The sequence below is a fragment of the Bacillus sp. BS1807G30 genome (genome assembly GCF_040047675.1).
Lineage (GTDB): Bacteria > Bacillota > Bacilli > Bacillales > Bacillaceae > Bacillus > Bacillus altitudinis.
Map to the genome: position 1 here is coordinate 1,909,647 of NZ_CP157353.1, position 24,185 is coordinate 1,933,831.

Genomic DNA, 24,185 nt, shown 5'->3' on the forward strand with positions numbered 1-24,185 from the left:
ATGTAAAATCACTGTTTTAAATGACTATTCATCTTTCGGGGTATCAATCGTTCCTTCGGCATACACATCAGAAATCTGCTCAAGCGTAATCGCCATATCAGCATCTTCATTGTCATGCCAAGCATTTTGATGTTTCTGCTCTTCTTGCTGCTGCTTTTTCATCATCATCACCCTTTACTGTTTTTCTTAGTATGAGTGATGACCCTCAAAATCATTCAGCAGAATTGTCTTCGAAATACTCTTTGTAATACCCGCCTACTTTACCTGTATTATCAACGACAAAGAGAAATTCCTCTGTTTCATTTTTCACATCATATGTGTGTCCAACCGTTAATGCTCGGTCAACCATATATTTTTTCGCATTTGTATGTACACATTTTACTTGTTTTACCGTTTCAGCCGTTTGCCAGTTTTGATGGATCATGATTTAAAAACTCCTTTTTTCATCTATACATTTATTGTAGCCAATTTTTCGTGAAATGCAATGAGTGTTATCGATTGCTTTCAAAGATGTCGTGTAATATGATAAATGTATACGTTTACATATGTGTGCGTATAAAAATTGCTTCATGTCCACTTTTTCCACCTAGAACTCGCAGAACAACCCATATCTTTAAGGAGGTTTGTTTATTTATGAGCTCTACAACACTTCAAATCAGTTCAAAACTCGAATCTTTTCTCCAAGGGACGAAAAAACTCTACATTAACGGTCAGTTTGTCACAAGTCATGATAACAAAACATTCTCTACGCCTAACCCTGCCACAGGAGAAACCCTTATTGATGTATATGAAGCAGGTGCAGCCGACATTGATGAGGCAGTAAAAGCTGCTAAAAAGGCGTTCCATGGACCTTGGCGTTCTATGTCTGCAGCCGAACGTGCCCGCTTGATGTTTAAGCTGGCAGATTTAATGGAAGAACACCAAGAAGAACTGGCCCAGCTGGAAACAATTGACAATGGAAAACCAATTAATGAAACAACCAATGCGGATATCCCTCTTGCCATTGAGCACATGCGCTATTATGCAGGGTGGACCACGAAAATGACTGGACAAACCCTTCCTGTCAGCCAGGGATATTTTAATTATACCCGCCATGAGCCTGTTGGCGTTGTGGGACAAATCATTCCTTGGAACTTCCCGCTGCTCATGGCCATGTGGAAAATGGGTGCTGCACTAGCAACAGGCTGCACCATCGTTTTAAAACCAGCCGAACAAACACCGCTATCTGCTTTATATTTAGCTGAATTAGTGGATAAAGCCGGATTCCCAGAAGGCGTGATTAACATCGTTCCTGGATTTGGTGAAACAGCTGGTGAAGCATTAACCGATCACCCTGATGTCAATAAGCTGGCTTTCACTGGATCAACAAGTGTTGGGAAATTGATCATGGAGAAAGCAGCCAAATCCATCAAGCGTGTTACTTTAGAGCTTGGCGGAAAATCGCCGAATATTATTTTACCAGACGCCGATTTAAAGAAAGCCATTCCAGGTGCATTAAACGGCGTGATGTTTAACCAAGGCCAAGTGTGCTGTGCAGGATCAAGGGTCTTTGTGCACCGGAGCCAATATGATGAAGTCGTCGATCAAATGGCTAAATATGCGACATCCTTAAAACAAGGAGCTGGTCTTCATCATGATACCCAGATTGGGCCTCTAGTGAGTAAAGAGCAGCATGAACGTGTGTTAGGTTATATCGAAAAAGGGAAGTCAGAAGGTGCAACAGCCGTAGTCGGTGGTGACTGCCCTTATGAAGCAGGCTATTTCGTCTCCCCTACTGTCTTTAAAGATGTAGAAGATGAAATGACAATCGCAAAAGAAGAGATTTTCGGCCCAGTTCTATCTGCGATTCCTTACGATTCCATTGATGAAGTGGTCGAACGGGCCAATCAATCTGACTATGGGTTAGCGGCAGGACTTTGGACAGAAAACTTAAAGCATGCCCACGATATCGCTGCACGCCTAGAAGCAGGAACCATTTGGGTCAACTGCTATAATGTCTTTGATGCCGCCTCCCCGTTTGGCGGATATAAACAGTCAGGCCTTGGCAGAGAAATGGGATCATATGCCCTTAACAACTATACAGAAGTCAAAAGCGTGTGGATTAATCTGCAAGACTAATCATTTAAGAAAGCCGGTGACGATGTCATCGGCTTTTTTTGTGCTGGCATGTGACAGGCCGACTCCTGAATATAGTGATAAAGGAAAGGAGCATGGCCGAATGCAAGATTTAAAAACGAGAGTCAACGAATATATCGATGAACTGCACATGCAGGTAGAACGCAGACAAAGAGAAGATGGCGCATTTATTTTCTGCTTTGAAGGACCTATGATGACAAATTCTTTTTTCATTATGCTACTAAAAGCCGTTGGTGACCCTGATCAGCAATTGATCCATCAATTGGCCGAAGCAATACATGCCAAACAAAATGAAGATGGTTCCTTTTCTTTGTATCATGACCAGTCGGGACATCTCACAGCTACAGTACAAGGTTATTGCGGAATGCTCGCATCTGGCAGATTTCAAAAAGACGAGCCCCATATGGAAAAAGCAGCACAATATATTCGCTCAAAAGGTGGACTAAAGAACGTTCATTTTATGACAAAGTGGATGCTTGCCGTAAATGGCATGCACCCTTGGCCCTACTTCTATGCACCTCTTTCCCTTTTACTCATCCCTACGTCTTTTCCGCTGCACTTCTACCACCTTAGTGCCTATGCAAGGATTCATTTTGTACCTATGATGATCGCACTGAACAAACGGTATACCTCTCATGCTGCGTTTCCATCATTAGCCCATCTTGATGAAAACATGTCTAAAAATCCATTTGACTGGTTTATGGCAAGAGAAGAACGTTTGACTGATCACTTCCTCATGTATATGCGGTCATATACAGCCCTCGACAGCCGGCTCGACTTTTTCGGATATGAAGCGGCAAAGCGATACATGTTTGACCGTCTTGAAAAAGATGGGACGCTGTACAGTTACTTAAGTGCAACCATCTTTATGGTCTATGCCCTCATGAGCCTTGGATACTCCCCTGGACATCATCTCATCCAAAAAGCAGTCAGGGGTATGAAAAAGCTCGTCACCTCCTGTCAAGGCAAGATATATGCTGAGAATTCCACCTCGACTGTGTGGGATACAGCGCTTGTCAGTTACGCTTCTCAAAAATCAGGAAGAAAACGAGAAGATCCCATGATCATGAATTCCTTCATCTATTTGCTGGACCGGCAGCAAATGAAGAAAGCGGATTGGGCAGTTCATAACCGGCATGCTGCTCCTGGTGGCTTTGGTTTCTCACATATCAATACGAATAATCCTGATTGTGATGACACGCAAATTGTGTTAAAAGCGATCCCAAAGGAATACACTCCACTTCAGTGGAAACGAGGATATGACTGGCTTCTCTCCATGCAAAACCGTGATGGCGGCTTTTCTGCTTTCGAAAAAAATCAAGATCACTTTCTGCTTCGTCACCTTCCGCTTGAATCTGCGGAGGATGCGGCGATTGACCCGTCAACTCCTGATATTACTGGCCGTGTGCTCCATTTGATTGGTTTAGAAGAAAAAGATACTGCTTCACCCACGATTCTCAGGCAAAAAAATCGATGTGTAAAATGGCTCATTGACCACCAAGAGAAAAACGGATCATGGTTTGGCAGATGGGGTGTTTGTTATATTTATGGAACTTGGGCAGCATTAACAGGACTGAAAGCGGCCGGCATCCCCTCCTCACACCCTGCTGTGCAAAAAGCGTGCCGTTTCCTAAAGCAGATTCAGCTTGAAGATGGCAGTTTCGGAGAATCGTGTAAAAGTGCAGAACTGAAAACCTATGTCCCGCTTCCCTTTGGCACAGTGGTTCAAACCGCATGGGCGACAGAGGCGCTCCTCCAATATGAGAAAGCAAATAACGCAGGCATTTTGAAAGCTGTCTCCTTTTTAGTGAACCATCACCATACTGAAGAAGCCATGTACTATCCGGTCGGCATTGGACTACCAAAACAATTTTACATCACCTATCATAGCTACCCATTTGTGTTTCCGATGATGGCTTGTTCTACATTTTTAGAGGAAATGAGGCGTATACATGAATAAAGAAGAATATCGCTCACAGCTCAAAGAGTGGCTTAGCACGATTCAACATGTTTGGCAAGATGATAAAATTCATCGAAAAGTGGAACATTTACGACTCAAAATGGAGGATGACCATTCGAGTGAACAAGAATGGTACGAACTAGCCGAAAGGATTGCAGAAGACATGCAGCCACACGAAGAAGTGCGCGATGTAGCAGCTGGAAATCATCAGTTACCACCACTGCCTTATCGGTATGACGCGCTCGAACCTTATATTTCAAAAGAAATTATGTACTTGCACCATCAAAAGCATCATCAAACTTATGTTGATGGTCTAAATCAAGCTGAACTTGCGCTAAAAAAAGCAAGAAGAACCAACGACTTTACCATGATCAAGCATTGGGAACGTGAGCTTGCCTTTCATGGGGCAGGACATTATTTACATTGTATCTTTTGGTTTTCCATGAGTCCTTCAGGGAAAAGAAAACCTACTGGTCAAATGCTTCGTCTCATTGATCAATCATTTGGCAGCTATGAGGCGTTCAAGTCACATTTTTCAGCTGCTGCCAAACAAGTAGAAGGTGTCGGATGGGCGATACTTGTATGGTCTCCTCGATCTCAGCGTTTAGACATTTTACAAGCAGAGCGCCATCAGTTCCTCTCACAATGGGACGTCATCCCCCTTCTTGCTCTTGATGTGTGGGAGCATGCCTATTACCTCCAATATCGAAATGAAAAGGCGCAATATGTAGACCGGTGGTGGAATGTCGTTGACTGGCGTGAGCCAGAAGCAAGACTAAAACAGGCTCAACAAGTGAAATGGACACCTTTTTGATCGCATACTCCACATAGTTCATTTGCTATGTGGGTTTTTATTAGTTTACATAATAATATTATGAACACCCATTACAAAATCATAGGTTGTTTTTTCAGAAAATTCATTTAAAATAGAAAAGATATGAAAAGAAAGAGAGTTGAAAGATAGTATGAACACCCTTTTACACATTAGTCACTTTGCAGGAAGAACATTCGCTATATGGGTCATTGTCTTTGCTTGTCTAGGTTTTACTTTTCCTGCGGCATTTTCTTTGATTGGACCTTATATCCCTTTTTTACTTGGCATTATTATGTTTGGCATGGGGCTGACGCTGTCTTCTGAAGATTTTAAAGAGCTTTTTAGAAAGCCTCTTTATGTATTGATCGGGGTTTTAGCGCAGTATACACTGATGCCACTCATTGCATTTTTATTGGCCTATGGGTTACATTTGCCTTCTGAAATCGCTGTTGGTGTCATTCTCGTCGGCTGCTGTCCAGGCGGGACTGCATCCAATGTAATGACCTTTTTGGCGAAAGGAAATACGGCCTTATCTGTTGCCGTGACAACGATCTCGACCCTACTTGCTCCCATTTTGACCCCTGTTTTCATTTATATCTTTGCAAAATCTTGGTTATCTGTATCACCGGGTGCTTTGTTTTTGTCGATTGTCCAAGTTGTCTTAATCCCGATTATTTTAGGTGTCATCGTCAAATTGTTTTTTAAAAAACAAGTGACGTATGCTGTACAAGCACTCCCGCTTGTATCTGTTACTGGCATTGTCGCCATCATTGCAGCTGTTGTCAGTGCAAATAAAGAACAGATTCTGCAATCTGGACTGCTTATTTTTGCCGTTGTTGTTTTACATAATGCTCTTGGTCTATTATTGGGTTACCTCATTGCAAAATGGTGTAAAATGGACATTCCTTCTCAACGAGCAATTTCAATAGAAGTAGGGATGCAAAATTCTGGACTTGGCGCAGCCCTTGCAACCGCACATTTTTCTCCACTTGCCGCCGTCCCCAGTGCCATTTTTAGCGTATGGCATAATTTATCTGGCTCTTGGCTGGCAACATTTTGGTCAAAAAGAGGCTACCCAGAAAATAAAGACCAAAAAAGCTAGTACCCTCATCGGTACTAGCTTTTTCTTTCGATTATCCTTCAAGCAATAGCTGTTCAGGATCTTCAAGTAGATTTTTAATCGTGACAAGGAACCCAACAGCTTCTTTTCCATCGACAATACGGTGATCGTATGAAAGAGCTAAATACATCATTGGACGGTTTTCAAAGCGTTCTTCATCAATTGCAACAGGACGAAGCTGAATTTTATGCATACCTAAAATTCCAACTTGAGGACTGTTTAAAATTGGTGTTGAAAGCAGAGAACCAAATGTTCCTCCGTTTGTGATCGTGAATGATCCACCTTGTAATTCATTGAGCGATAATTTGTTATCTCTTGCTTTTTTCGCAAGATGACCGATTTCTTTTTCAATTCCAGCAAACGATAGTCTGTCTGCATCACGGACAACTGGTACCACAAGCCCTTCATTGGCGGCTACAGCAATACCGATGTCATAGAATTTTTTAATGACAAGCTCATCACCTTGAATTTCTGCGTTGAGAAGTGGATATTTTTTAAGTGCTGCTACCACTGCTTTTGTGAAGAAGGACATGAAGCCCAGTTTCACATCGTTTTGTTCAAGGAAGGCATCTTTGCGACGCTTTCTTAAATCCATGACAGCTGTCATATCGACTTCATTAAATGTTGTCAGCATCGCTGCCGTTTGTTGAACTTCAACTAAACGTTTTGCAATGGTTTGTCTGCGGCGTGACATTTTTTCACGCTCAACTGGTTTCCCTGCTTGATCATTTTGCACCGCAGCATTTGCTTTTGGCGCGGCTTTCGGTGCACTTGCAGGAGCTTCATTCTTTTGGTAAGAAGCTACATCCTGCTTTCGTACCCTGCCCAGCGGATCTGCGGTTGGAATCTCAGATAAGTCTAACCCCTTCTCTCTTGCTAGTTTTCTAGCTGCTGGAGAAGCGATCGTTCTGCCATTACCAGATTTCGGCTCTTCTTTTGCTGCCTCTTCTTTTTGTTCAGCTGCTGGTTCTTCTTTCGAAGCTGGTGCAGAATCTTGCTCAGGTGCTGGAGCTGCGGACTCGCTTCCGCCAGCTTCACCTGCTGCAATCGTTCCGATGACTTCTCCAACTTGGACAGTGTCACCAGAATCTTTCAGTACTTCTTTTAGAACACCAGATTCTTCAGCTGTCAATTCGACATTGACTTTATCTGTTTCAAGTTCTAACAGGTATTCCCCCTGCTCAACATAATCGCCCGGCTGTTTTAGCCACTGAGCAATTGTTCCTTCCGAGATTGATTCCGCTAGTTCAGGTACTTTAATTTCCGCCATTTTTCATTTCCCCCTTAGTTTTTGCGAGTCAAGCTATCAGATACAATTCGTTCTTGTTCTTTTTTATGAACAGTTGGATCACCCTCAGCCGTACTTGAACGTCTTCTGCGGCCGATGTAACGTACTTTCACTTTTTCAGATGCAATTTCACGTAAATATGGCTCAATATATCCCCAAGCGCCCATATTTTGCGGTTCTTCTTGCACCCATACGATTTCTTCTAAGTTCGTCAGTTTTGATAAAATAGCTTTAATATCTTTGGCTGGGAATGGATATAATTGTTCCACTCTCGCAATATGAAGCCAATCTTTTGGGTCTTCCATTTGAGTAAAACGATCACTAATATCGATCGATACCTTCCCGCTCGATAGCACAAGGCGTGTTACTTTTTCATGATCATGCACAAGGCCCGGCTGTTCAAGAACTGGACGGAACTGTCCATCTGTTAGTTCTTGGACTTCGGATAATGTGTTCGGGTTTCGAAGCAGACTCTTCGGTGTCATGATGACAAGAGGACGAATCTCTTCACGAAGCAGCATTTTCGCCTGTCTTCTAAGAATATGGAAGTATTGAGCTGCACTTGTCAGGTTCGCAACTGTCCAGTTATTCTCAGCAGCTGATTGCAAGAAACGTTCTGTTCTTCCACTAGAATGTTCTGGACCTTGTCCTTCATATCCATGTGGCAAGAGCATCACAAGCCCTGACTTTTGTCCCCACTTGGCGCGGCCTGCTGAAATAAATTGATCAAAATACACTTGAGCCGCATTTGCGAAGTCTCCAAATTGAGCTTCCCAAATCACTAATGTTTCAGGAGAATAGACATTATAACCATATTCAAACCCGATGACAGAGCCTTCTGACAGTGGACTATTATGGACTGTAAATGATGCATTTGCATCACTCAGTTCATGAAGAGCAATGAATTCATCACCCGTTTGACTGTCGTGAAGAACAAGGTTTCTTTGAGCAAATGTGCCTCGCTCAGAATCCTGTCCGGTCATTCGAATCGGCGTACCGTCTTTTAATATAGATGCAAATGCCAGTGCTTCACCAAGTGACCATTCCACTTTGCGATCATCTGTAAACACTTTTGCACGTTTTTCAAGGATCCGCTTTAGCTTACCGAATACTTGGAAGTCTTTCGGCCAGCTAATTAATTCTTCATTCAGCTTTCTTAATACATCAAACTCTACAGATGTATCAACTGCAGGGAAGCCGTTAGATACAGGCTCTGGCAGTTCGATTTCTTGAATCGTATGTTCTTTCTTTGAAGGTACTTTTTTATAAGCTTCTTCAATTTTTGCCGTGACAGCCTGCTCAATTTCTTCTCTTTGTTCTTTTGACAGAAGGCCCTCAGTGACAAGCTTATCTGCGAAGATATTCTTGACCGTTTTGTGCTTTCTGACCGCATCGTACAGCATTGGCTGAGTAGTAGAAGGCTCATCCATTTCGTTATGGCCATATCTGCGGTAGCCAATCAAATCAATTAAGAAATCCTTTTTAAACCGTTTACGGTATTCTACCGCCAGCTGAACAGCTGCTAAACAGGCTTCTGGATCGTCTGCATTGACGTGAACAATTGGAATCTCGAAACCTTTTGCAAGGTCACTAGCGTATTTCGTTGAACGAGATTCATTGCTTTCTGTGGTAAACCCAATCATATTGTTGGCAATGATATGGATCGTTCCCCCCACTTGATAGCCGACTAATTGACTTAAATTTAATGTTTCTGCGACAATTCCCTCTCCAGGAAATGCAGCATCCCCATGAATTAAGATGGCTAACGCTTTTTCAACGTCTTGAACTGGATAGCCTTTTTGAGTACGCGATTCTTGCGCTGCACGAGTGCTTCCTTCAATAATCGGGTCAATAAATTCCAAGTGACTTGGGTTATTGGCAAGTGTGACTCTTGCACTCTTTGTATCTTCATCTTTGATTTGGCGGTCAGCACCGAGATGATATTTTACATCCCCTGTCCATCCGTAGCTGATGCCAATAGAGCCTTCTGATGGTACAAGCTCTTTATTAGGTGCATGCTGGAATTCTGAGAAAATGATCTCATATGGCTTTCCTAACACATGTGCTAATACATTTAAACGGCCTCTATGTGCCATTCCAATGTTAATATTTGAAGTCCCTTGTGTAACAGACTCGGATATAATTTCATCAAGTACTGGAACAAGTGCGTCTAATCCTTCTATAGAAAAACGCTTTTGTCCAACAAATGTTTTATGAAGGAATTGCTCAAATTGCTCGACTTCTGTTAATCTTTTGAGTACAGAAACTAGTTTATCTGCTGGTTTTTTCTTAAATAATTCACCAGACTCAATAGATTTAGAGAGCCAGTTTCGCTCTTCGAAGTCATGTACATGATCAAACTCAAATGAAATGGTACGCTTATACGTATTTCTCAAATGGTTAATGGCTTCTATGCCGTTTGAAATGTGTTTAGGTGCATCTGGACTAATAATTGATATTGGAATATTCTTAACGTCTTCTTCAGTTAAACCGTATTCCTTTAATGGAAACAGCTCTTGTAATTCCTTTTCTTTGCGAAGAGGATTGACGGAAGCATTTAAATGGCCATACGTTCTGATGTCTTCTGCCAGTTTAACGACTGATGCTATCTTTTGGATTTGTTCAGAAGTAACTACGCTATTTTCTTTTTTCCCAATTTCCTCCTTCATTTCACTCGGTGGTGCACCAAGTTCATCAAATATGCCTCTTATGTCTTCATCAACACTAGTAGGATCTTGGACATATTGATCGTAGAGCTCGAGCACGTAGCCGAGGTTCGGACCATGAAATTCTTCCCAACTCAACGGTTGTTTCACATCATTTTGAAACATTTTGAACACTACCCCCAACTTTGATCATCAAGTGATTGAACACTATCTCGATATAACTTCCAGAACACAATGACCAAATTTATGTAATAAAACGCTTCCAATCATATTCTACCACTGTTTCGGATTACTTTCTACATTCTTTGTTCAATTAAAGATAAAAAATTCAAAGAAAAACAAAAAATTTAAATCATTCCGAAAAATATTTTAAAGAAAGGGGCAAAACCTTATGCCCCAATGCTTTTATGCAGCAATTTCTTGAGTAATGGATAGAGCACATCTGGCAATGTATCGACATCCGGTACAAAAATGCTGAACTTGCCATACATATCTTGGATCGTTTTCATCTGCGCCTCTTCAATCGGAGAATTGGATAAAAACACATTGATCACTTCAATTCCCTTTTTTCTCGCTTCGAGAACCGCTTCATGTGTATCCACGATCCCATTTTGTTCGTAGCTGAATGCAGCCGGCTCTCCGTCTGAGAAAACAATGAGGAATTTTTGCTCTTCTCTTCGTTTTAAAATCATTTTTGTCATTTGGCGAATCGCATATCCATCCCGGTTATCCTCTTCTGGCTCAAGTGACATAATGGATGGTCCTGCGTCAAATAAGGAATCTTTGAACGATACGACGGTGTTAAAGTAGTTCGGTTGACTTGTTTCAGTTGCGTCATTTGTATCTTCCCAGAACCCTACAATTTGATGAGGTACCTGAACTGATTTTAATGCTTCATGAAACAGAACAATCCCTTTTTTTGTCTCATCCATCTTGTCAAACATACTCGCAGAGCAGTCAACTAATAAAGTGAACACAGCATCAATTTGAGAAGATGGCGCTTGTTTTTTATAAAATAGTCGAGGATTGGACTCTGTAAAATAACGAATAAGCTTTTTGCTGAGACGTCCTGCATGAAGATCTGTTTTTGGCCATGATTTTTTATGCTCAAGTGTTTTTTGAATCATTTGTTTTAAGCGTTTCTGATAAGGCTCGATTGCCTTTGCGTGCTGCTTGTACACATCTATTTGCTCTGGTGCAGGAGGTTCTGGTGAAATCATGACTGGAAATGCATATTTGTTTTCTTTTCCATTCTCATGCGCATCTGCCCCGCTTTCTTCTCCTTCTGCCTCTTCTAGTGCTTCAAGCTTTGAATAGTCTTTTCGATGGGTTTGTTTGGCTGAACCTTGAACCGTTCCAAGCGCCTGATCTCCATCGTCACCTTCTCTTGCCGCATCTTTACCGAGATCGCTTTTACCACCGTGTTCTAAATCAAATTGAAGGAAACTTTTAGATGGTGCTTCTGTTTCTCTATGCCATACTTCCATATATTCATTATGGATGTCTTCATCCCCCTCTTTTTCCCGATCGACTTTTATATCCTCACTTAATTTAGGCTTTCTTTTGAGGTCATGGAAAAGCGGTTCTTTTGCCGCTTTTTCATAGTCCAATTCTGGGAAGAAAAAGTATGTGTTCAGCATATCCTTTTCAAGGAGCTCATCGAAGCCTTCTGTCAATTCCTTCACAATGATGGCGATATCAGATGTCGAGCGTGCGTCATATACACGTTCAAGACTTGACTCAATAAACGGAATCATTGGATCTATCCGCTCATGAAGGGGTGGAATTTCTTCAAGCGGAGATTCGGCTGTCAGCTTCACGTATATCGCACAAAAGAGTGCATCTGTTAAAATACTGCGCTCTTGGTTAATCGTTAATTGTGTTTTAAAGTGACGTCTGTAAAGCTCTCTTCTCCGTTTAAATACCTTTTTTGTTCCTGGGCGGTCACGTTTAATCCGCTCTTCAATCCGGATATCTTCAAACAGCATAAACAATTGTTTGCACACATCAGGAATGGATAATGTGTGGGCATAGCGAATGATGTCTTCAAATACTGTAAGATCGCTATACACTGTCCCTACTGCTCGCAGAAACACATCACTTTTTAGGCCTGCTATCATATCCTCTTGATGACGATCATCCCAAAAATGGCTGATGAAAATTTTCTTTTCAAACGGTTCATAGTACGACTGAACTCCGTATTCAAGCTCCACATCATCACTTTTGGCAAGTGTTTTGGCTAAATCCGTTAATTCCATAAATAGAAATGAATCGATTCTGCTGTCATTAAATTTGATGAATTTCAAAAGTCAGAACCTCACTCGAATAATGTTTGAGCGATATTTCTTACCGCTGCTTTTTCCCGGTCATCTTCTAGCTTCTCTACAATTCCTCGTTCAATTGCACGAAGCGGCGGGATATATTGCGCAAGATCACATGTATCTAACAGTGCGCGAATGGATGCGGCTTCTTCACTGACCTGTCCATTGTGTGCTTGGACGATGAGATCTGATGAGAGCTGTACGAATTGATCGATTAAACGCTCATCCTTTAATACGGATTGAGTGTGCAGTACTTCTTTTAAAATGCCACCGCCAATGTAAGGAACTTCAATGACGACAAAACGATTTTTCAGCGCTTCATTGAGCGGCACTGTCCCCACATATCCCTCATTGATTGCTGCAATCACGCCAAAACCTTCTTCTGCTCTAACGACTTCACCTGTAAATGGGTTTGTCATCATTTTTCTGTAATCAAGCACACCGTTTAAAATAGGCAGTGTTTCTGGTTTAGCCATGTTGATTTCATCAATATATAAAAGGTGTCCTTTTTTCATTGCTTTTGTAACGGGTCCTTCAATGAATTCTATAGAAGCAACTTGCCCATCATTATGGATGGTTTTATAGCCAATAAGACTTTCTGCATCAAGGTCAACTGAGCAGTTTATACTGTGCATCGGCTGTTGAAAGAATGCGGATAAAGTTTCTGCTAGTTTTGTTTTACCTGAGCCCGTCGGTCCTTTTAACAGAACATTTTTTCCTAGGGCAAGTGCAATCATGGCATCTTGAATAATAGACGTATCTTGTGATTCATAGCCGCCTGTTCCGATAAGCGGACGAAATTCTTCTTCGAGAACTTTTCCTTTTGCTTCGATCATTGCTTGAATTTCTTCTGGGAGTGATGGTTGGTTAAACATATATGATTAATTCCTCTCTTCGATCATTTTCCTCACCAAGTATACTAAAAAAACCTTTATGCACTCAATACATAAAGGTTCGTCTTCTGTTATTTTACCATTTCTTTTGTGATGGCTCCGCAAGCAATGCGTTTCCCTGAGTTGCCAGAAGGGTTGCTTAAGTAATCATCTGCTTCTGCATGGATGATAAAACTTCGCCCGTTTTGATTAACTAATTGATTCTGGCCTCCCTTTAACGTCACATCTGGTACATTCACGACAACATCAATTTGTCCATCTGCCCCTACCTCTAAATTAGGCATATCTCCAGCATGGTGCCCCTTTGGGTTGTCGAAGCCATGCTCTCTATGGGTCGGATTAAAGTGAGCCCCCGCCGTTTCAAAATCTGGCGTTTCACATATTCCTGTTTCATGAATATGAAAGCCGTGAGGACCTGGCGGCAGTCCTTTCGCTTTCACATGCAGATCCAGCCCATTTTCTGAGGACTCTCTTATTTCAATGCTCCCTATTTTTTGACCGCTTTCGTTTATGAGTGACGTTGTGACTGGTGCTTGTTTAGGTGCGGCAACTTCTCTTGTTTCTTCTGTCGTTTCTTTTTTCGGCGGTGCATGACATGCTGATGCGGTAAAGATCAAACATATCATGATCATCCACACTGACTTTTTCATTTATGACTGCCCCCTTTTGCTATCAGTATGGACAAACTGATGAGAAGGCAAACAAAAAAAGCCGAAAATCGGCTTTTTTAGAAGAAACGTTTCGCACCTAGGTACGCTTTTTTCCAATAAGGATTGCTTAAGTTTGAAATTCCTACTCCGCTGTCACTTGCATGAAGGAAATCTCCTCCACCTAGGTATAGTCCCATATGAGAAGGACCTGCTTTGTACGTTGTGAAATAAACAAAATCTCCAACTTGTGGTGTGCTGACAGGCGTCATCATATTCCAGTATCCTGCTGTACTCAATCTAGATACTGATGAAACCTTATTAATGAGATAGTAAACAAAGCCGCTGCAATCAAATCCAGCTGGTGTATTGCCGCCCCATCTGTAAGGAATGCCTGTGAGTTTTTTACCTTCTTGAATCATTGTCGTGATTTTTGCATTCATTGGAACGTCATTTTTATTATTGTTGACCGGTGTTGTTGAACCGTTTGACGTAGAACCATTAGATCCAGTTGAACCGGAAGCTGTTCCGTTGATTTTTAATACTTGTCCAATTCTAAGCACATCACTTTTCAAGCTGTTTGCTGCGCGGATTGATTGAACCTGCACCTTAAACTGATTCGCAATTTTCCATAATGAATCACCTGATTTAACCGTATAAGATGTTGTTTTACTACTTGAAGACTGATTGCTGTTTGAAGGCGTGCTAGGTTGAGCAGGTGCTTTCGGCTGACTTGGTTTTGACGTCACCGTTCCTTTTACCTTCAATACTTGATTTGGATAAATCGTATCAGATTTTAGCGAGTTCAATGTTTTAATTTCACCAATCGACATATTTAACGAATTGGCAATTTTCCAAAGTGAATCGCCTAATTTCACTTTATATGTACTAGATGCTGACGACGAACTATTAGAATTCGTTGATTTGTTACTTGAGCTAGAATTAGATGTTGAGTTTGAATTTGTGGACTGGCTGCCGCTCGTTTTCGTCGTTCCAGACACTTTCAGCTTTTGTCCAGGACGAATGAGGTCACTGTTTAAGCTGTTCAAACTTTTCAAACTTGCAACTGACATTTTGTGATTCTTCGCAATCAGCCATAATGAATCCCCAAGCTTGACTGTATAGCTAGATGTTGTTGAAGCACTTGATTTCGTTGCTTTTGAACTTGTTGATGAGCTGGATTTTGAACTTTTTGCACCAGGAATCTTTAAGCTTTGTCCTGCAAAAATCATCGTCGTTTTTAATTGATTAAGAGATTGAAGTTCCGAAATACTTGTGTTGTACTGTTCGGCAATCTTCCAAAGTGAGTCACCGCTTTTCACCTTGATCGTCTGTGCTTCTGCCGGTGCAGCAATAACAGCTGAGCCTGCGATCGCTGAAACTGTGAGGCCGGTTACTACTTTTTTCTTCATAGATAAATCTCCGCCTTTCATGATTTCGTTCCATAAGACTTATGTACTAGTTTTGAGTTTAGCATTTAATGGTTCTGCTTCTCTTGCACTATTTTATCTTTATTTCTATTATATTACTCGACATGAAGACGTTGGGCAATACTAAATAGGTTAGAGCAGCAAACTCAAAATGCTAAAACAAAGCCATATCGTTTCTATCGGCTGTTTGCTGTATTTATCAACATTTTTTAAGGAATTTTTAAGTTGACGTTTAGAAATTTGTCAAAACAAGCACGTTGCTAGTTTCATAGTTCTATTCTACATGACAAATTTTTCTGTATCAAATGACTTTTTACTTAATTGCCTGTTTTTTCTTCTCAATAAAAAAAGCACCCTTCCCAATGAAGAATGCTGTGTTCATGTTTACTTTCTGATTTCTTGATCTTTTACAGTTAACGGATAGAGGACGCCTTCTTTCGCAAACGACATTTTCCCTGTTTCTTCTGATACAACAAGAACAAGGGCATCGGTCATGCCAGAAAGTCCAATGGCTGCCCGGTGTCTTGTGCCAAGAGAAGGGCTGACTTTTTTTGAGGTGAGCGGTAGAACGTTTGCAGCGGAAACAAGCGTATTTTCTTTTACTAAAAGAGCGCCATCATGAAGTGGGTTTCCAGGATAGAAAATGCTTTCTATTAATGATGCGCTAATTTTCGCATGGAGGTTTGTCCCTTTTTGTATATAATCCTCAACCTCGTCTCTCCTTTGAATCACAATCAGTGCGCCATGCTTTTGTTTTGATAAGTTCTCAATGGCTAAAGAAAATTGAGCAAAACCTGGTGTGAATTCTTCCATATATGCTTGTAAATAAAACGAGGAAGCCTCTGCATGCATTTCATTAAACTGATCATGCAATGATTCGAGTTCACAAAGAAGGCATTGTTCGGTCTGGTCAAGCGAATCGACGATTTTCCTTGCATCCATCATAATTTGCGTCAAATGAGATTTCATTTCTAACTTAAACATCGCTTCTTCATTTGTGCGATTGATCATCTCACCATGTCCCTCCTTCTTTCGCTTGTGTCATAAAATAACAAATTGTGCACATTCTATTTGTATGGAGGTGAATTCAATATGACCATTCAAAAAGTGATTCAATATGCTTGCAGCATTTTAGGTGTTGTCAGTCTTTCTTTTATTTATGCCCAAATGTTCAAAAAAACGAAGCCCTCAAAGAAAAATAATCCGACAGAGAATTGATTTTTTTACATAGCATGATATAATTCCTCTCGTTATTTCTGTTCAGAGAGGAACTTATGATGAGAGAAACGAATAGTATTCGAGCAAAATTGGCACAATTTTTAACCATATTGATTCCGATTTTAATTACACAGGCAGGTCTTTCGCTTATCACATTTTTAGACACGGTGATGTCTGGAAAAGTGAGTGCAGAAGACCTGGCAGGTGTAGCGATCGGTTCGAGCATTTGGACACCTGTTTATACTGGTCTTGCTGGTATTTTAATGGCTGTTACCCCTATAGTGGCTCAGCTGATGGGCGGCGGCCGCAGAGAAGACGTTCCTCGGGCAGTCTTCCAGGCCATTTATTTATCTTTTCTTTTAAGTATCGTGGTGATTGTTATTGGATCGTTATGTGTTCCTTTTATTTTAGGGAGACTTGGGCTTGAACCATCCGTAGAAACCATTGCCCGTCATTTTCTCAGCTTCCTTGCTATTGGAATCATCCCGCTTTTTGGTTATTCAGTCATGAGATCGTTCATTGATGCATTAGGAAAAACACGTGTGACGATGTTCATTACGTTAACCGCACTTCCTATTAATTTTGTTTTAAATTATCTCTTTATTTTTGGAAACTTTGGGTTTCCAAAGCTTGGCGGTGCAGGGGCAGGTCTTGCATCTGCGCTGACGTATTGGGCGATTTTCATCATGAGTATTTGTATTGTCATCAAAGCCGAACCGTTTGCATCCTTTCGGTTGTTTCAGACATTACCTCGTTTTAACGTCTCCCGAATGGGTCAAATACTGAAAATCGGTATCCCTATTGGGTTTGCGATCTTTTTTGAAACAAGTATTTTTGCAGCTGTCACGCTCTTAATGGGTCACTTTGATACCGTGACAATCGCCAGTCACCAAGCAGCGATGAACTTTGCTTCTATTTTATATATCCTGCCGCTTAGTATCTCAATGGCTTTAACGATTGTTGTAGGTTTTGAAGCCGGTGCCATGCGGTATAAAGACGCAAAAAGCTACAGCTATATTGGCATTGCAACAGCTGTTTTGTTCTCATTATGTACCGCAGCACTCATCTTGTTATTTAGACCTGAGATCGCTGGTTTATATACAACTGAATCAGCTGTTTTACAAATGACACAGCACTTTTTGATGTATGCGATCTTTTTCCAGCTGTCTGATGCGATCGCTGCACCCATTCAAGGGGCTCTGCGCGGCTATAAAGATGTGAATTATACACTGATTGCTGCGTTTGTCTCTTACTGGGTCATCGGCCTTCCAGCTGGCTACTTGATTGGCACGTATACCTCATTTGGAGCGTTTGGTTATTGGGTTGGGCTGATTACTGGGCTTGCCGCAGGTGCCATCGTCCTATTTGTTCGTCTCAGGTTGATTGAAAGACGTATGCATTCTGCTACAACAGGAAAAGGCAGCTGACTGAAGTCAGCTGCCTTTCATTTAGTCATTCCATTGATACGTCCAGAAAATTTCTTCATCAAACCATTTTTGAACGACTGGTTCTTTGTTTTTCAGCTTTTGTTCAAGCTCTCTTAGCATGCCTTCTGTTTGTGTTCTATGCGCTCTTAGTGCATTTAATTTGATATCGGCTACATCCGTAATATCAATCACAATATCGGCATTTCCTAGCACTTCTTCTCGATTTTTCGTAATGGCCATGCAGTATGTGACAGGACGGTCTTCTTTTTTCTTGCGGTATAGAGCACGAATGACCGCTTCACCTGTCGCATCATGATCAGGGTGTACGCCATGACCTGGATAAAACGTGACAATAAGAGTTGGTTTCACTTCATCAATTATGCTTTCCATCACATCCGCTAAATACTCATCATCTTCAAATTCCAACGTTTTATCCCGAAGACCAAGCATTCGCAAGTCTGTGACATCCATTTCTTTACATGCATTGATTAATTCCTGTTTTCTTAATTCAGGAAGTGTCTCACGGTTAGCATATGTTGGACTTCCCATATTTCTTCCCATTTCTCCAAGTGTCCCGCATGCATACGTCACTGGAATTCCACGTTTTCTGCTTTGCGCGATGAGCCCTGCGACCCCGAAGGATTCATCGTCGGGGTGAGGCAGCATCACAAGTACATGTTCGTTCATCACTGTTCCCCTCTCTCCTACACCTGAAATGGTGTTTCACTAATTTGTAATGAGATCGCTAGTTTTCCGTCTGGCAGGTGTCCTGCTAACAGCAGGCGACCTTGTTCATCAAACACGTAATCGGTTAAACCTTCTGCGTAAATCCAGCCATCTTCTGTTTTCATCCCGACACGGTATGGACCTTGTCCTTTTATTTTTGCCTGTGAATAGACGACTTTTGCGTTGCGGATATACGCCACGACCGTCATATTTTGCTCATTCACATGCGCTGAATAAGAACCAGTTGTCGTTTCAAGATGAACGAAGACTGGCCGATTTAAAAACGATTCAAGATGTGCTGTGACATCTTCCGTTTGAATTGGTTTCATGAGTGGTTCCTTCCTTCATTTTGAATTAGTTCTCGCAGCTTTTTCGTATGTAAGCTGATCAGCTGTAGTTGATGACCCTGTTCAATCGTGCTTTCTAAAATTCTTTCCACAGCGAGTACATACTTTTGATGTAATGACTTTCTTGCGCGAGGATGGGTGCGTGCATCAAGCAAATCATCTCGTATCGCCTCGTGTAATGAAGTCATATCCACTACATCAAGCTGCCGATTTTTCCATAAAGATTGATAAGCGTGTGCAAGCTCATCGACTGATGACATGTGATCACCTCTACAGTTTTGGTAACAACTTATTATGACATGATCCGCCTGCAAAAAAAAGCAAACTGCTTCGTCTCTTTAATGAGAATTCGCTGTTTTTTTCATTCGCAGTTGAGAGGTTGTAAATAGTAAAATCGCCACCCAAATACAGAGGAATGTCACGATTTTTGCTGCAGATAAGTGTTCGTGATACACAAACAGCCCCAAAAAGAGTGTAATGGTCGGTGCAATATACTGCAAAATACCAACTTGGTATAAAGGAATTCTTTTGGCCCCTTCAGAAAATAAAAGAAGCGGTACAGCTGTAAAGACACCTGCAAAAAATAATAGCCCAAGAGAGCCGAAGCTGCTCGGATTCATCGTGACAACAGGTTCTTTTAAGAAGAAGAATAAGTAAACAAGCGCAGCTGGTGCAAGAAGCAGTGTTTCAATGGTTAATCCAATGGCACTCGTAAAACTCATTCTTTTTTTAATCAGTCCATAAAACCCAAAACTAAAAGCCAATACGAAAGCCACGACAGGAAATGAGCCGTACTGAACAGTTGAGATGATGACCCCAGCTGCGGCAATGAGAATGGCGGTGGTTTGTATTTTATTCAGTCGTTCTTTTAAGAAAATGATGCCTAGTAAAACTGATACAAGCGGATTAATATAATACCCTAAACTCGCTTCCAGCATCAGATCGTGATTTACCGCCCAAATGTATACATACCAGTTGACCGAAATTAAAATAGCCGATAAAAGTAATGAAAAAAGTGCTTTTCCATCTATCATCAGACCTTTCACAGTCTGCATCGCTGGACGGACTTGCTTTAAATATAAAAGAATACCGCACATAAAAACAAAGGACCATACGATTCTGTGCGCTAAAATTTCGCCTGACGAAATATGCTCCATCAGTTTCCAATATAATGGGAACAACCCCCATAATGTAAAAGATGCAGCCGTATACAAGACACCTTTTGATTGTTGTTCGTTCAATCTAACCATTCCTTTCTAAACCTATCGTATATTATAGCACGCACATCACTTTATGGGCATATACTAATTCAGGGCATTTAGAAAGGATGATTTGCATGTTTGACTGGAACCGATTATTTCCTTTTCAAAAGCAATTTTCAAAAGAAGCGTTAAAAAATTCAGATCCTAAAGACGTTGAGCAATATGTCAATCAAGTCATGGAAAGTGTTTTCGGCTCCAATTATTCTGCTCAATTCCCCTTTCAGGATCCGCTGTCTCAGAAGCAGAAAACAAGAGAGACAGACGATAAAAAAAAGAAAGAGCCGAATGTTGAAGTATTTGAGACGACAGATCACGTGTTTGTCAAAATAGAGCTCGATCGTCCGAACACTGAAAAAGTAAAAATCAAACATACAGCCAATCTGCTGTTTATTGATCATTTTCCTGAAGAGAATAAACAAAAGAAGGTTGTCCTGCCTGCTGCTGTGAAAAGAAAAGGAACGAAGGCTTCGTATCAAGATGGTATTTTAGAAATTATGTTTTTAAAGCATGATGATCCAGGCATCTCTGAAATTGATATTCCATTATAAAAAGCCTGCTTTGAAATGGAAGCAGGCTTACTCTTTTTTCTTAATAATATGGTGGATATCCGCCGCCATAAGGTGGTGGAACAGGCGGTGGTGGTGGCGGGTAATATGGACGAGGATAATTAAAAATCGCACTTCCTAGAAATCCGCCAAGCAGTCCGCCGACTAAAGGAGCGCCAAAACCAAAAAACAAAGGGACTCTAGATTCATATGGCGGAATGCCAGGTGCACCGCCTCGAAAATACGGAGTATGAGGGTACATGCTTTTCTCCTCCTTTGTCATGTGCCTAACATCAGCATATTCATTAGGAGACAAAACGTTTGGGCAAACCTAAAACTAAGCTTGCTCCTTTTTTACATGAGATCCAGCATACTCCCCTGCCCAGCGCGATACTTCTCCGAACACACCATGTAATGCACTTCCTTTTTCGGTTAGACAATAGATGACTTTGACTGGCGTTTCAGGAAGTACAGTGCGCTTTATGATTCCTTCTTGCTCAAGCTCTTTTAAGCGTTCTGCGAGCATTTTTTGACTGATGGATGGAATAATGTCCGTCAGGTCTTTAAACCGCTTCGGACCATCAAGCAATACATGAATGATGAGACCATTCCACCTTTTGCCAAGAAGTAAAAAAGCTTGCTGAATGTTTGGACATAATTGAAATTCCATATTTTTCAGCCTTTCTTTTCATGATCGTTTGACAAACTAACGGTATACAATTTAAAATATATCTCTAGTTACAATAAGTAAGTTTCTCACTTTTTTATTTATTGTACCATACTATTTGCAAAAACGGGAGGAAATATCCATATGGCGAGCGATCAAAAAACGATTGACATTTTAAAAGAAAGAGCTTCAGTAAAAGAGTATGATACAACTCATGAAATGACAAAAGAAGAGTTAAAAGAGCTTCTTGATATCACAACAAAAGCACCATCTGCTTGGAACCTTCAGCATTGGCATTTCACTGTTTTCCATAGTGCTGAATCAAAAGCAAAACTTCTTCCAATTGCTTATAACCAAAAACAAGTCTCACAAGCATCAGCTGTGATTGCAGTGCTTGGTGACCTTGAAGCCAATCTAAATGGTGAAAAAATCTACAGTGAGCTAGCAGAACAAGGTTTCATCACAGAAGATATTAAAGAAACACTGATGACACAAATCAATGGTGCTTACCAAAGCGAGCAATATGCACGTGAAGCTGCTTATTCAAACGCTTCGTTAGCTGCTATGCAATTAATGATTGCGGCGAAAGCAATGGGATATGATACATGCGCAATGGGCGGTTTCAGCAAAGAAGCGTACGTGAAAGAATTCAATGTGAGCGGTCGATACGAACCAGTGATGTTGATTTCTGTCGGCAAAGCAGCAAAAGAAGCTCATAAAAGCAATCGTTTTGACATCGAAGAAGTATCTGATTTCCTATAAAAAACGGCACAGTCTCAGCTTCATGCTGGGGCTTTTTTATTTGCTCTAAATATTATTCTTCCATACTTATTTTCAAGTCTTCCTTTCTCTCTATTCACTATTTACCTCTTTTTAAAAATGAAAGCGTTATATTAGTATGATATTCATAAAAATGATTGTTTTTTCTGAAAATGGTCTTGTGATCTAATCTGACAACTGCTATTATTATGAAATTACAAAATATTAGAGGAGGAAAACATGAACAAAAAACTGATACTGACACTACTCATCGCGATTCCATTCATTGGGCAGCTTGCACTGCTCCCCTTTGTGAATCGTATTCATCCATTTGTCATCGGGCTGCCCTTTTTCCACTTCTGGCTCTTACTATGGATTGTACTCACACCCGTTTGCACATTTATCATTTACAGGATGCAACATTCAAATGGAGGAACTGACGAATGCAAGGAAACTTAACAGCTTTATTGATTACTGCAAGTATTATTTTTATCGTCGTGGTCATCGGTTTTGCCGCTGGTCGTGATAAATCATCAAGACAATCAGTAGAAGAATGGTCTGTTGGCGGGAGAAAATTTGGCGGGCTTCTCGTCTGGTTCCTTGTTGGCGCAGACTTATATACTGCTTATACCTTTTTAGGGCTCACAAGTACAGCTTATACAGCGGGAAGTGTTGCTTTTTTCGCTATCCCCTATTCAGTTCTTGCTTATTTTATTGCGTATTTCTTCTTACCAAAACTTTGGACGGTTGCAAAAAATCACAAGCTGACAACACTTGCTGATTATGCACGTGAGCGATTTGACAGTAAACTGTTATCCAGTTTGATTGCCATTGTCGGTGTACTCATGCTCATTCCATACATTTGTCTTCAGCTCAGCGGGATTCAAGATACGTTAACTGTCGCTGGAACGGGTTATATTAATGTAAATGCAGTTGTTATGATTTCATTTATTTTAGTTGCACTTTATACATTTTTCAGTGGTATTAAAGGTCCTACATATACAGCTATTATTAAAGATATTCTTGTTTGGGTGATCATGCTCTTTATGGTGGTTTCCCTCCCGATTATTCATTTTAACGGCTGGACGCCGATGATGAATACGTTAGCTAAGGAGGCCCCACAGCTTCTGACGATACCTGAAGGAGGCCCTAAAGGCATTTTGTGGTTCATTACCGCATCAGGTGTTTCTGCACTCGCATTATTTATGTGGGCACATGCAGCAACTGGCGTTTTCACAGCCAAAAGCGCAGATGCCATCCGTAAAAACAGTATGTTTTTACCTCTTTACAACATTGTATTGATTTTGGTCATCTTCCTTGGCTTCATTGCCTTTTTAGTCTTACCGGAAGATACAAATCCAAGATTTGCTCTTCTTCATTTAATTCAGACGTCATATGGCGGCGTGATGCAGGGGCTTGCGTATTCAACGATTGCACTTGCTTCTCTCATTCCATGCTCGATCATGGCCATTGGGGCGTCGAATTTATTTGCCAATAATTTGTACCGTGATTTAATCCATCCAAATGTGTCACCTAAACGTTTAACGATCATTACACGTTCGATGGTATTTATCGTGATCGGGCTTGCTCTTTTATTCGGTATGCTGTTCCCGACTGCGCTTGTCACGCTTCAGCTGATCGGTGTTTCTGGAATGGTTCAAATTTTCCCAGCCATTGCCATCAGCTTATTCTGGAAAAAACAATCTAGAGAAGCAACGATCGCAGGGCTCATCGTAGGAATTATCATTACCTTTACAGCGAATATGACACAAATGACATTCGGCCTTTATGAAGGCTTTCTCGGCTTACTAGCAAACGTTGTGGTCATCTTGATATTGAATCCATTCTTCCAGAAGAATGTCGCATCTAATTCTGTGACAAGTGATTTGTTTGAAAAGAATGGGAAAACAACGGAACCTGTGGCTAACAAAGCGTAACACAAGAAAAAAGCAGTCCCCT

At 41.1% G+C, this 24,185-nt stretch carries 25 protein-coding genes; 10 read left to right on the forward strand and 15 right to left on the reverse strand.

Annotated elements, in window-relative coordinates; translation table 11 throughout:
* Positions 1-24: 24 nt before the first annotated feature.
* Both ABG082_RS09660 and ABG082_RS09665 read right to left on the reverse strand, forming a co-directional pair.
* Positions 25-162, reverse strand: coding sequence for a YozQ family protein (locus tag ABG082_RS09660; RefSeq protein ID WP_017359491.1), 138 nt, complete (start codon positions 160-162; stop codon positions 25-27).
* Positions 163-211: 49 nt separating this feature from the next.
* Positions 212-424 carry a DUF6501 family protein gene (locus tag ABG082_RS09665; RefSeq protein WP_017367443.1) on the reverse strand — a complete coding sequence of 71 codons (213 nt, stop codon included), beginning with the start codon at positions 422-424 and terminating at the stop codon, positions 212-214.
* Positions 425-633: 209 nt separating this feature from the next.
* Between ABG082_RS09665 and ABG082_RS09670 the strand changes: the two genes are divergently transcribed.
* The 4 genes from ABG082_RS09670 (at position 634) to ABG082_RS09685 (ending at position 6,012) form a co-directional block, all read left to right on the forward strand.
* A complete protein-coding gene (locus ABG082_RS09670) occupies positions 634-2,118 on the forward strand; it encodes an aldehyde dehydrogenase family protein (protein ID WP_348936046.1) in 1,485 nt (494 codons plus the stop codon).
* Positions 2,119-2,218: 100 nt separating this feature from the next.
* Positions 2,219-4,096 carry a prenyltransferase/squalene oxidase repeat-containing protein gene (locus ABG082_RS09675; protein ID WP_348936047.1) on the forward strand — a complete coding sequence of 626 codons (1,878 nt, stop codon included), beginning with the start codon at positions 2,219-2,221 and terminating at the stop codon, positions 4,094-4,096.
* Entirely contained in the window at positions 4,089-4,910 is an 822-nt protein-coding gene (locus ABG082_RS09680) for a superoxide dismutase (RefSeq protein WP_348936048.1), read from the forward strand. Before ABG082_RS09675 ends, ABG082_RS09680 begins: the two co-directional genes overlap by 8 nt.
* Before the next feature lie 151 nt (positions 4,911-5,061).
* Positions 5,062-6,012 (forward strand): bile acid:sodium symporter family protein, encoded by a 951-nt coding sequence (locus ABG082_RS09685; RefSeq protein ID WP_159159725.1) that lies wholly within the window; start codon positions 5,062-5,064, stop codon positions 6,010-6,012.
* A 31-nt stretch (positions 6,013-6,043) separates the two neighbouring features.
* Here ABG082_RS09685 and odhB read toward each other — a convergent pair whose 3' ends face one another.
* The 7 genes from odhB to cdaS all read right to left on the reverse strand — a co-directional run bounded on the left by odhB (position 6,044) and on the right by cdaS (position 16,286).
* Complete coding sequence (gene odhB / locus ABG082_RS09690) at positions 6,044-7,300, reverse strand: 2-oxoglutarate dehydrogenase complex dihydrolipoyllysine-residue succinyltransferase (protein WP_007500721.1); 1,257 nt, start codon at positions 7,298-7,300, stop codon at positions 6,044-6,046.
* Positions 7,301-7,314: 14 nt separating this feature from the next.
* A complete protein-coding gene (sucA, locus tag ABG082_RS09695) occupies positions 7,315-10,149 on the reverse strand; it encodes a 2-oxoglutarate dehydrogenase E1 component (RefSeq protein ID WP_019743271.1) in 2,835 nt (944 codons plus the stop codon).
* 224 nt (positions 10,150-10,373) lie between these two features.
* Positions 10,374-12,290, reverse strand: a complete 1,917-nt coding sequence (locus tag ABG082_RS09700; RefSeq protein ID WP_019743270.1) for a VWA domain-containing protein — start codon at positions 12,288-12,290, stop codon at positions 10,374-10,376.
* Positions 12,291-12,301: 11 nt separating this feature from the next.
* Complete coding sequence (locus ABG082_RS09705; protein ID WP_272511629.1) at positions 12,302-13,180, reverse strand: MoxR family ATPase; 879 nt, start codon at positions 13,178-13,180, stop codon at positions 12,302-12,304.
* An 89-nt stretch (positions 13,181-13,269) separates the two neighbouring features.
* The gene (locus ABG082_RS09710; protein WP_019743268.1) at positions 13,270-13,848 is read right to left on the reverse strand and encodes a superoxide dismutase family protein; all 579 of its coding nucleotides are present in this window, start codon (positions 13,846-13,848) and stop codon (positions 13,270-13,272) included.
* A 77-nt stretch (positions 13,849-13,925) separates the two neighbouring features.
* Positions 13,926-15,257 carry a LysM peptidoglycan-binding domain-containing protein gene (locus tag ABG082_RS09715; RefSeq protein WP_348936049.1) on the reverse strand — a complete coding sequence of 444 codons (1,332 nt, stop codon included), beginning with the start codon at positions 15,255-15,257 and terminating at the stop codon, positions 13,926-13,928.
* Positions 15,258-15,659: 402 nt separating this feature from the next.
* Positions 15,660-16,286 carry a sporulation-specific diadenylate cyclase CdaS gene (cdaS, locus tag ABG082_RS09720; protein ID WP_024718575.1) on the reverse strand — a complete coding sequence of 209 codons (627 nt, stop codon included), beginning with the start codon at positions 16,284-16,286 and terminating at the stop codon, positions 15,660-15,662.
* A gap of 81 nt (positions 16,287-16,367) precedes the next feature.
* Between cdaS and ABG082_RS09725 the strand changes: the two genes are divergently transcribed.
* Together ABG082_RS09725 and ABG082_RS09730 are read left to right on the forward strand one after the other, a co-directional pair.
* Positions 16,368-16,493, forward strand: a complete 126-nt coding sequence (locus ABG082_RS09725) for a hypothetical protein (RefSeq protein ID WP_003215647.1) — start codon at positions 16,368-16,370, stop codon at positions 16,491-16,493.
* A 59-nt stretch (positions 16,494-16,552) separates the two neighbouring features.
* Entirely contained in the window at positions 16,553-17,920 is a 1,368-nt protein-coding gene (locus ABG082_RS09730) for an MATE family efflux transporter (RefSeq protein WP_348936050.1), read from the forward strand.
* 21 nt (positions 17,921-17,941) lie between these two features.
* On the opposite strand, the gene bshB2 is transcribed toward ABG082_RS09730, so the two are convergent.
* The 4 genes from bshB2 to rarD form a co-directional block, all read right to left on the reverse strand.
* Positions 17,942-18,607 (reverse strand): bacillithiol biosynthesis deacetylase BshB2, encoded by a 666-nt coding sequence (gene bshB2, locus ABG082_RS09735; protein WP_024718573.1) that lies wholly within the window; start codon positions 18,605-18,607, stop codon positions 17,942-17,944.
* A 17-nt stretch (positions 18,608-18,624) separates the two neighbouring features.
* The gene (locus tag ABG082_RS09740; RefSeq protein ID WP_008346474.1) at positions 18,625-18,975 is read right to left on the reverse strand and encodes a YojF family protein; all 351 of its coding nucleotides are present in this window, start codon (positions 18,973-18,975) and stop codon (positions 18,625-18,627) included.
* Positions 18,972-19,253: a hypothetical protein gene (locus ABG082_RS09745; RefSeq protein ID WP_008346472.1), complete on the reverse strand. Its 282-nt coding sequence runs from the start codon at positions 19,251-19,253 to the stop codon at positions 18,972-18,974. The genes ABG082_RS09740 and ABG082_RS09745 overlap by 4 nt, the downstream gene beginning before the upstream one ends.
* Before the next feature lie 78 nt (positions 19,254-19,331).
* Positions 19,332-20,243, reverse strand: a complete 912-nt coding sequence (gene rarD / locus ABG082_RS09750) for an EamA family transporter RarD (protein WP_348936051.1) — start codon at positions 20,241-20,243, stop codon at positions 19,332-19,334.
* Positions 20,244-20,329: 86 nt separating this feature from the next.
* Between rarD and ABG082_RS09755 the strand changes: the two genes are divergently transcribed.
* Positions 20,330-20,803, forward strand: a complete 474-nt coding sequence (locus tag ABG082_RS09755; protein ID WP_348936052.1) for a spore gernimation protein GerT — start codon at positions 20,330-20,332, stop codon at positions 20,801-20,803.
* A gap of 40 nt (positions 20,804-20,843) precedes the next feature.
* Here the strand turns inward: ABG082_RS09755 and ABG082_RS09760 are convergent, their stop codons facing one another.
* Positions 20,844-21,062 carry a hypothetical protein gene (locus tag ABG082_RS09760; protein WP_003215921.1) on the reverse strand — a complete coding sequence of 73 codons (219 nt, stop codon included), beginning with the start codon at positions 21,060-21,062 and terminating at the stop codon, positions 20,844-20,846.
* A gap of 75 nt (positions 21,063-21,137) precedes the next feature.
* Positions 21,138-21,470 (reverse strand): winged helix-turn-helix transcriptional regulator, encoded by a 333-nt coding sequence (locus tag ABG082_RS09765; RefSeq protein ID WP_008346466.1) that lies wholly within the window; start codon positions 21,468-21,470, stop codon positions 21,138-21,140.
* 141 nt (positions 21,471-21,611) lie between these two features.
* Here ABG082_RS09765 and ABG082_RS09770 point away from each other — a divergent pair, with 141 nt between their 5' ends.
* The 3 genes from ABG082_RS09770 (at position 21,612) to ABG082_RS09780 (ending at position 24,163) form a co-directional block, all read left to right on the forward strand.
* Positions 21,612-22,229 carry a nitroreductase family protein gene (locus ABG082_RS09770; protein WP_113747251.1) on the forward strand — a complete coding sequence of 206 codons (618 nt, stop codon included), beginning with the start codon at positions 21,612-21,614 and terminating at the stop codon, positions 22,227-22,229.
* 237 nt (positions 22,230-22,466) lie between these two features.
* On the forward strand, positions 22,467-22,685 hold the full coding sequence (locus ABG082_RS09775) for a DUF3311 domain-containing protein (RefSeq protein WP_008346461.1): 219 nt from the start codon (positions 22,467-22,469) through the stop codon (positions 22,683-22,685).
* Positions 22,670-24,163, forward strand: a complete 1,494-nt coding sequence (locus tag ABG082_RS09780) for a sodium:solute symporter (protein ID WP_348936053.1) — start codon at positions 22,670-22,672, stop codon at positions 24,161-24,163. Before ABG082_RS09775 ends, ABG082_RS09780 begins: the two co-directional genes overlap by 16 nt.
* The last annotated feature ends 22 nt before the right edge of the window (positions 24,164-24,185 follow it).